Source organism: Nonomuraea sp. NPDC004702 (assembly GCF_053601695.1).
Genome location: NZ_JBSGCE010000191.1, coordinates 1 through 1694, shown reverse-complemented (window position 1 = coordinate 1694; position 1694 = coordinate 1). Strand labels below are relative to the sequence as shown.

Annotated in this window: 1 protein-coding gene; it reads left to right on the top strand. The window is 70.4% G+C overall.

The genetic code is table 11. The features are described 5' to 3' along the window. Nucleotides 1–1335: 1335 nt before the first annotated feature. Nucleotides 1336–1694: helix-turn-helix domain-containing protein (locus ACWEJ6_RS54695; RefSeq protein WP_452433697.1), on the top strand; the 359-nt coding region annotated here is incomplete at its 3' end.

Genomic DNA, 1694 nt, shown 5'->3' with positions numbered 1-1694 from the left:
GCTACACGAAGCGCCTGGCCACGTGACCGCGTCAAAGGCCAGAGGGACAGGCTCTCGACCATAGGTCGAGAGCCTGTCCCCGCCTGATCGGCGGCGCTCGCGCGGACGGCGCAGCGCGGTCTCGTTCACTAGCGGCCGCACGTGGGTGTGCTTAACGCAGTTCCCTTGGGCGAATCCTGGCGACCCTGAGAAGGGCGTTGGCCGGGCGGCCGTTCCCGGGCGGGGTGGCTGTCGTGGCTGGATGAGTTGTCGGTGAAGTCAGGGATGAGAGCGGTGCCAGGGCCGGAATTGTCAATCTTGGCGAGGAGTCGCTGGTAGTTGGGGCTCCCGCGGGATGGGGAGGTCTTGGGAGGCCGCTGTGTCGTTGGCGCGGACCATGGGCGCGGGACGGCGGGCGCGCGTGCATGCGTGCGGGTCTGCGATCGGCGGTCTTACGCGGCGCATTCCGGGGGCTTCGCTGGTGGTCCAAGGCCGGAGGCGGCGCCATCTCACCTCCCGTTTCGGCGGGATGCGGCGCTTGCCAGCGACCGGCCTCGATTCGCGGTGGTATAGGCCGCAGCCGTCATATCCGGGCGTCCGCACCCCCGGCGCGTCGTCCTCCTGGGCGGTGGCCGGCCCGTTCAGCCGATGGCCCGGGTACCGGCCGCCCTGGCGGGATCGGGCCGGCCAGGGGCATGATCTGACCGTGCTCGTCTCGCCGGGCCGTGATCCTCGCCCAGGCCCTGCGACAGCCCGGCCTGGTCGCGATCATCACAACGCCCACTCCGTCTCAGGCGGGCCACGACGATCCGGGCGTGCCTGGATCCCATTCCCGGGAGCGTGCCGGGCATCAGCCCGCCAGCGCACATCACGCTCTTCTCTCGCACGGCGGACGATGGCCAGCCTCCGCTCGCGCCCCGCCAGCGGGTGCGCCGGCCCTATCCAGGACAGGGCCGCGCGTAAGCCGCGGACCTCCACAGTCAGCGGCCGGCCCTCCCGGACCACCACGACCCGGACGGGTTCCGCCGAGCGGGCGTGGGCGAGCGCGCTGGTGGCCAGCCCCGAAACGAGCAGCCGCGCCGTCTCGATGGCCTCCACCCGCGCATCGTGGTCGGTGGCGATGTCGCGGATGAACCGCCGGGACAGAGGTGACGCAGCCGGGGTGCCGGGGCATCCGCCGTACGCGGAGGGCCGTGCCCTGCAGGTGCCACTGGCCGGCGAGCGGGACGGCGGGACTTTCGGGGTTCATGTAGCCAGCGTGACGCGGCGTGACTACAGTTAGTAATGGCTCGGACGCAAAGAGTGGACTTTGAAGTCCGAGTCGTCGGCGTTGAACCCGCGCGAGGGGAGGGCGAGATGGTCGACTTCTACGCGCCTCAGGCGATCTGGGGCAGAGAGTTGCGGCACTACCGGAAGACGGCGGCCCTGACACAGGGGCAGCTCGCTGAGCGCATCCATTTCAGCGAGGGCCTGATCAGCGGCGTCGAGACCGGTCAGCTCCCGGCCAGCCCCGAGTTCGCCGAGGCCTGCGACAAGGCCCTCGGCACCGGCGGAGCCCTGCGCCGCCTGCTCGACTGGCGCAAGGGTCAGATCTTCCCCTCCTGGTTCGGCAGATGGCACGAGAACCGGCACCGTCAAGATCGCGATCAACCCGTGGGTCGGTTACGAGGCCAGCGCGAACGTCGTCGCCTACCTGCTGAAGAACGAGCTCAAGT